Raw genomic sequence first — 6,482 nt, forward strand, 5'->3', positions numbered from 1 at the left:
AAGGTGGCCGAAGATCCACGACCCACGACCGCCGCGCCTGGTGCATGGTCATCGTCGACATCGCTGGCTGCGCTCTGTGTGGACGCGCGAAGCCTTCCCGAAAATAATCTGAAACTTGCAATAGATCGTGTTAGTTTTGCCGCCGTTCATCGGAAAACGGGGGAGGCGGTATGGCAGCGGACGTGCTGGTCGAGGCCGAAGGGCTTGCCAAGGTGCACCGGGCCGGCGGGGTGCGGGCCGTCGACGGGGTCGACTTCCGGATCAGCCGCGGCGAGGCGTTCGGGTTTCTCGGGCCCAACGGCGCCGGCAAGTCGACCACCATGCGAATGATCGCCTGCGTCTCGCCGCCCAGCGGCGGGCGGCTGCGCGTCCTCGGGCTCGACCCGGTCCGCGACGGCTCGAGCGTGCGGGCCCGCATCGGTGTGGTACCGCAGGACGACGCCCTGGACAACGAGCTCTCGGTGCAGGAGAACCTGGTCATCTACGGCCGCTACTTCGGGCTCTCCCGCCGTCAGGCCCGCGACAAGGCCGTACAACTGCTGGACTTTGCGCAGTTGAACGACAAGGCCGGCGCGAAGGTGGCCGCGCTGTCCGGCGGGATGCGGCGGCGCCTCACGATCGCCCGGTCGCTCGTGAACGACCCCGAGATCCTCCTGCTCGACGAGCCGACGACGGGGCTGGACCCGCAGGCCCGGCACGTGCTGTGGGACCGGCTGTTCCGGCTCAAGCAGGACGGCGTGACCCTCATCCTCACCACGCACTACATGGACGAGGCCGAGCAGCTGTGCGACCGGCTCGTCGTCATGGACAAGGGCACCATCGCCGCGGAGGGCTCGCCGCGCGAGCTCATCGAGCGGTACGTGACCCGCGAGGTCCTCGAGCTGCGCCTCCCGCCCGGCGCGCCGCCGCCCCGGCCCAGCACGCTCGTCGAGCGCGTCGAGGTGCTGCCCGACCGGGTGCTGCTCTACACCGAGGACGGCGAGGCGGCCCTCGCCAAGGCCAACGCCGACGGCGCCGAGCCGATCACCGCCCTCGTGCGCCGGGCCACCCTCGAGGACGTCTTCCTGCGCCTCACCGGAAGGTCGCTGGTCGAATGAGCGCCCTGACCCTGAAACCGCTCGCCCTGAAACCGCTCGCCCTGCGCGAGTTCGACTACTGGATGCTGCACTACCGCCGCAACTGGCGGGCCACGATCGTCATCAGTGTCCTCAACCCGCTGCTGTTCCTGCTGGCCATGGGCGCCGGCCTCGGCCGCCTCGTCGACGACAACGCCGCGCCCGGCGCCCTGCACGGCGCCGCGTTCCTGGCCTTCGTCGCCCCCGGCCTGCTCGCCGCCGCCACCATGCAGACCGCCATCACCGAGGCGGGCCGGCCCGTGTTCATGGCGGTGAGCCCCGGCGGCAGCTACCGCAGCGCCACCGCCGGACCGCTCGGCCCCGACGATGTCCTCGCCGGGCACATGCTGTTCATGGCGTTCCGGATCGTCTCCTCGGCGGCGTGCTTCGTCGCCGCGCTGCTGTGCTTCCCGAGCCTGCGCACCGCCGGGCTGCTGTGGCTGACCCCGGCCGCGCTGCTGACCGGGCTGGCGTTCGCCGCGCCGATGGCCGCGTGGGTCGCCACCCTGGAGACCGGCGCGCCGATGATGCGCCTCTTCCGGTTCGTGATCATGCCGATGTATGTGTTCTCCGGCGTGTTCTTCCCCGCCGACCAGGTGCCGGTCGCGCTGCGCTACCTCATCTACGGCACCCCGCTGTGGCACGGCACCGAGCTGTGCCGCGGCCTGTTCCTCGGCGACGCAAGCCGGCCCGCACTGCTGGGCCACACGGCATACCTCGCCGCGCTCACCGTCCTGGGCCTGCTGCTGGCCCGCCGCACCTACCGACGGCGGTTGTTCGCATGACCCGCGCCCTGCTCCTCGTCGAACGCAACCTCATGATCTCGCGGTACACCTGGGCGATGATCGCCGCCGAGGTCCTCGAGCCGCTGCTGTACCTGCTGTCGATCGGCGTCGGCGTCGGCGCCCTCGTCGGCCACGTGCCCGGCCTCGACGACCCCGACGTCACCTACGCCCAGTTCGTCGCGCCCGCGCTCCTCGCCACGGCGGCGATGAACGGCGCGATGAACGAGACCTCGTTCGGCACCTTCTTCAAGCTGCGCTTCGAGCGCACCTACGACACGATGGTCACCACCCCGCTGACCGTGCGCGACATCGCGTTCGGCGAGACCGCCTGGGCGCTGCTGCGCGGCGCGGTCGCCAGCAGCGGGTTCCTCGCCATCGTGGCCGTGCTCGGCTACGCCCGCTCGCCGTGGGTGCTGCTGGCCGTCCCCGGCGCCGCGCTCATCGGGTTCGCGTTCGCCGCCGTCGGCCTCGCCGTGGCCACGTTCCTGCGCAGCACCCACGACTTCCAGCTCATCCAGCTGGTCATGCTGCCGATGTTCCTGTTCGCCACGACGTTCTTCCCGGTCACCGTCTACCCGCGCCCGGTGCAGCTGTTCGTCGAGTGCCTGCCGCTGTACCACGCCATCCAGCTGCTGCGCGAGCCGGCGCTCGGCCACGTCTCGCCCGCGCTGCTGCCGTCCGCCGCGTACCTGGTGGCGCTCGGCGCGCTCGGCCTGGCGATCGCCCTGCCGAGGATGCGCCGCGCCCTACTCGCCTGACAGCCGGATCACCGGCAGCGCCCGGCTGGTCTTGCGCTGGTACGCCCCGTAGCGCGGCTGCGCGGCCACGATCCGCTCGAGGGCCGCGCTGCGACGCTCGCCTTCGAGCTGCTCGACGCGCGCGTGGACGCGCCGCCCGCCCACCTCGATCCACACCCGGTCGGGGTGGGCGCGCAGGTTGTGGTACCAGCTGGGATTGCGACGCGCGCCGGCGTTGGACGCCACCACGAGCCAGGCACCGTCCCCGTCGTCGAACCGGGCCAGCGGCGACACCCGCTCCTGCCCGCTCTTCGCCCCGACGGTCGTGAGATAGAGCAGGTCCATCCCCTGGAAGCGGTCCCCGCTACGCTTGTGCACCCGGATCATCAGGTTCTTCATCATCCCCATGCACAGCATTCTGTCCCCGCCCGGGCGCGCCCGCCCGAGCGAAGCATCCACGAACACCACTGACATTTGTCACGGCCGCGTCGGTCACGGCGCCGCCGGAGGAATGCGGGCGCACATCGGCGAGGCACCGCTCGACCAGCCCCCGCCAGGCCCGCCACCCCCGGCCCGCCGGCGGTCCTGCGCAGCGCCTTCCCCGGCTCCTCCCACGCCTGCACCGTCGCCGTGACCTCATCGAGGAACGCGCGAGCCAGCCCGTCGACGACGGCCTGGCCGGCGGTTGCGGGCCTCATGACGTACACCAGGAGCAGCCCCAACGTCAGGAACGGCAACGCCTCGGGCGCGCCGCGCCACACCCCGGGCTCGTCCCGCCGGCACCACGCGAGATACCGCACGGCGGGCTCGATCGCCTCGTCGCCGAGCTCGAGCACCGCATCGACCAGCCCGGCGAGCGTCTCGGCCGGCATGACCGTCCCGTCAGCGCGCACCAGCACCATGCAGGCGAACAACCGCGCGGCGGCCGGCCCCGAGTAGCGCGCCAGCTCGAGCACCTCGCGCGGGTTCCACTCGATCTCCGCCGGCAGCCGCCGCGTGTTGAGCAGGCCCTCGATCCCACGCAGGTGTTCGTCGATCTGCATGCCGTAGTCGAGCGCCGCCATCTCCCGCAGGGTCCCGGCGTCGAGCCTGGGCCGCACCCAGTCGCGCAGCGCGACCTCGTCCGGCCGCAGCGCCTCGACGATCCGGTCGAGCTCGGGCGTCGCCATGCCCCCGGACGCTAATCGTCGAGGGCCCCAGCCTTCCGAGCGCACCCGGCCGCCGGCGGGCAAACCACTGCGGAACGCCGCGAACTGCCCCGCTGCGCCGCCTGCGCACCACCGCTCGGCACGCCGGGACAGGGGGATCGGCGGCAAGTCACCGGGAGGGCCGGGCCGTCCGCGGGATGCTGGTCGACGTGGACGCGGTCAGCGCCGCTTCGGGTAGTTCGGCCGGGATGTGCGTGCGGACCAGAACTGCGGCCGCGATCAGGAGGCCGGACAGGCCGCCCGCGATGGCGCCGATGCCGTGGGCTACCTGGGTGACGCCGATGAACTGCGGAGCACGGTGCAGACCCTGGCTGATGACGGCATAGCTGGTTGCGTCGCCGGCGCCGACGGCGAAGGCGGCGATGGCGCTGGCGAACGTCACGCGGCGCAGCGCCGGAATGCCGGCGAGGAACCGGAAGCCGGCACCGACCTGGCCGGCGGCGCGGCGCAGTGGATGTATCAGGCGTTCGTGCCGGGCGGCGGCGTCGGCCACGTGTGTTTCGGTGATCCGGATTCTCGCGGTGAGGGCGGCTGCGGCGAGGAAGCTGACCATGGAAGTCTGTCGAGAGAGTTGGCGCGAAAGTGGTGATCATTCCTGTTCACGCTGCGGTACCGGCCCGGCTTCAGCCCCGGTAACGGGAAGGCGGCCGGGCCGGATCATCGATGTTGTTTAGATTTCCGCGGGGTCGGTCACGTCGGTTCGACGGGCAGCCACAGCTCGCAGGTCGCGGTGCTGAAGTCGTCCGCGCGCTCCAGGACCGAAACGATCGACGGGCCTGGCCGCAGACGCCACGGGTTGGAGGGGAACCACTCCGTCGCGGTCGCGGCCCAGGTCTCCTGCAGAGTCTGCGGGAAAGGTCCGGCGGTGCGGAAGATCGCCCACCTGCCGGCCGGTACCTCGATGGCGTGCAGGTCGTCGGGGGCCGGCGTGTCCCGAGAGACGGCGGCCCCGTGCAGGTAGGTGAGTGCGCTGCCCTCGGTGGCGTCGGGGTCGAGGTCGTCGCTGACTTGCAGCAGGCCCGCCGGCTCGGTATTGCTGAGGGTCTTCAGCCGGGCATGCTCCTCCTGCGGCAGTGCGGCGATGAGGTGCTGGATGTGCGGGTTGATGCCGCGGTGGATCAGCGGAACCCGGGCCGCGTGTCCGACGAGCCGGAACGCGGGGCGGTCGACGATGCGGGTGTCCATGGGGATGCTCCCTTCGACGGTCAGGCGGAACCTGACCTGTGGTTGTGTGCGAAGAGGGCCTCCGTCGCGGCGTACGTCACCGGGACTGGCGCCGTGGACCGCGCGGAACGCACGTCCGAACGCCTCGGTTGAGCCGTATCCGTGCCGGACGGCGATGCTCAGCAGGTCGTCCTCACCCCGCACGACGGCGGCGGCCGCGACGGTCATGCGACGTCGGCGCACGTACTCCGACAGCGGCATGCCGGCCAGCGACGAGAACATCCGGCGCAGGTGGTACTCGGTCGTGCCGAGCGCCCTGGCCAGTCCGTTGACGTCGAGCTCCTCGGTGAGGTGCTCCTCGACAAGGTCGACGAGCCGGTTGAGTGCCGAGATCACGAGGCCCTCCTTTCACCGTCAACCCTGGCCGAACGCACCCCGCCCGCGCCCGACCGCTGTGGCCCGATCCGATCATGTGCCTGGACCGTCGCGGCGCTCACGCACGCAAGCCGCTGGTGGGCGTGCATCTTGCCGCAATGGTCCCGGTGATCGAGCGCGACTGCCGCGACGACATCGGCGGCGACGAGCAGCGCATCGACCGCATGCACACCCAGTACAACGACGTCACGTTCAAGCTCATGCTGCTGCCGGTGTGGATCGCGTGCTACCTCTACGCCGGCAAGACGTACAACATCCAGGTCAACGGCATCACCGGCGAGGTCGCGGGCGAGCGCCCGTACAGCGCCCTGAAGATCGCCATGGCCATCCTCGCCGCACTGGCGGTCATCGCCGTGATCATCGGCGTGTACGCCTTGAGCAAGCACTGAGCTAGTCACCGCTGCGACCGCGGTCCGGCCTGTTCCGGACCGCGGTCACAGTTTCCGGCCGCCAGGCAAGCCGCCATCTCATCGTCCGCGGCTTGCCTGGCGACCGGAAACCACGACCGCACGTCACCACGACTCGGACCAGCGCCGTAATCGAAACGCGTGGCGAATTGACGCCGGCGGACCGTTCGAATAATGGCCGCTCGACGTTGCGCGCGCCATTTTTGGAGAACATCTGCCAATTTTCGTCGGCCGCGCATTCCCGCGGCCGGCAGGTCCGCGCGGCGCCACGCGGCCGGGTCGATCGGAGCCCTGCGTCTGCTGTGGCGCGACATCGCCCTCACCCGGACCGGATTCGCTCGGGCTGGTGTCGCTCGCGAGCGGTTCGGCCTGTTCAGCAGCGATGGCTGGTGGCGGCGGGCACGGCACCGTTTCGGGCGCTGAGCCTGCCGGGCGATCGTCGGCCAGGGCGGCGGCATGCAGGCGGCGCAGCTTCTCGGCGTGCCGTCTGGCCAGCCCCCAGGCGCAATGCCACGTAGCCTAGTTTGATCTTGGTGGTTGTTCGGCGTGGTGGGGTGACATTGACAGCGATGGCGGTTTGGATCGCGGGTCATGACGTCGGTGGTGGTGCGTCCTGATCAGGTCACGCTGG

Annotated in this window: 8 protein-coding genes; 4 read left to right on the forward strand and 4 right to left on the reverse strand. The window is 70.9% G+C overall.

The features are described 5' to 3' along the window. Positions 1-170: 170 nt before the first annotated feature. From ABD901_RS37970 to ABD901_RS37980, 3 genes are read left to right on the forward strand one after another with little or no spacing between them, the layout of a single operon-like run. A complete protein-coding gene (locus tag ABD901_RS37970; RefSeq protein ID WP_345134762.1) occupies positions 171-1,097 on the forward strand; it encodes an ABC transporter ATP-binding protein in 927 nt (308 codons plus the stop codon). Next, entirely contained in the window at positions 1,094-1,900 is an 807-nt protein-coding gene (locus tag ABD901_RS37975) for an ABC transporter permease (protein WP_345134763.1), read from the forward strand. The genes ABD901_RS37970 and ABD901_RS37975 overlap by 4 nt, the downstream gene beginning before the upstream one ends. Continuing rightward, on the forward strand, positions 1,897-2,658 hold the full coding sequence (locus tag ABD901_RS37980) for an ABC transporter permease (RefSeq protein ID WP_345134764.1): 762 nt from the start codon (positions 1,897-1,899) through the stop codon (positions 2,656-2,658). The genes ABD901_RS37975 and ABD901_RS37980 overlap by 4 nt, the downstream gene beginning before the upstream one ends. Here ABD901_RS37980 and ABD901_RS37985 read toward each other — a convergent pair. The 4 genes from ABD901_RS37985 to ABD901_RS38000 form a co-directional block, all read right to left on the reverse strand. Next, positions 2,647-3,045: a nitroreductase family deazaflavin-dependent oxidoreductase gene (locus ABD901_RS37985; RefSeq protein WP_345134765.1), complete on the reverse strand. Its 399-nt coding sequence runs from the start codon at positions 3,043-3,045 to the stop codon at positions 2,647-2,649. The genes ABD901_RS37980 and ABD901_RS37985 overlap by 12 nt on opposite strands. Further along, positions 3,036-3,806, reverse strand: coding sequence for a hypothetical protein (locus ABD901_RS37990; RefSeq protein WP_345134767.1), 771 nt, complete (start codon positions 3,804-3,806; stop codon positions 3,036-3,038). Before ABD901_RS37990 ends, ABD901_RS37985 begins: the two co-directional genes overlap by 10 nt. A gap of 148 nt (positions 3,807-3,954) precedes the next feature. Further along, positions 3,955-4,398 (reverse strand): hypothetical protein, encoded by a 444-nt coding sequence (locus ABD901_RS37995; protein ID WP_345134769.1) that lies wholly within the window; start codon positions 4,396-4,398, stop codon positions 3,955-3,957. Positions 4,399-4,535: 137 nt separating this feature from the next. Further along, entirely contained in the window at positions 4,536-5,405 is an 870-nt protein-coding gene (locus ABD901_RS38000; protein ID WP_345134771.1) for an AraC family transcriptional regulator, read from the reverse strand. Positions 5,406-5,542: 137 nt separating this feature from the next. Here ABD901_RS38000 and ABD901_RS38005 point away from each other — a divergent pair, with 137 nt between their 5' ends. Then, positions 5,543-5,833 (forward strand): hypothetical protein, encoded by a 291-nt coding sequence (locus ABD901_RS38005; RefSeq protein ID WP_345134773.1) that lies wholly within the window; start codon positions 5,543-5,545, stop codon positions 5,831-5,833. The last annotated feature ends 649 nt before the right edge of the window (positions 5,834-6,482 follow it).

This window comes from Dactylosporangium darangshiense, assembly GCF_039537565.1.
Classification (GTDB): domain Bacteria; phylum Actinomycetota; class Actinomycetes; order Mycobacteriales; family Micromonosporaceae; genus Dactylosporangium; species Dactylosporangium darangshiense.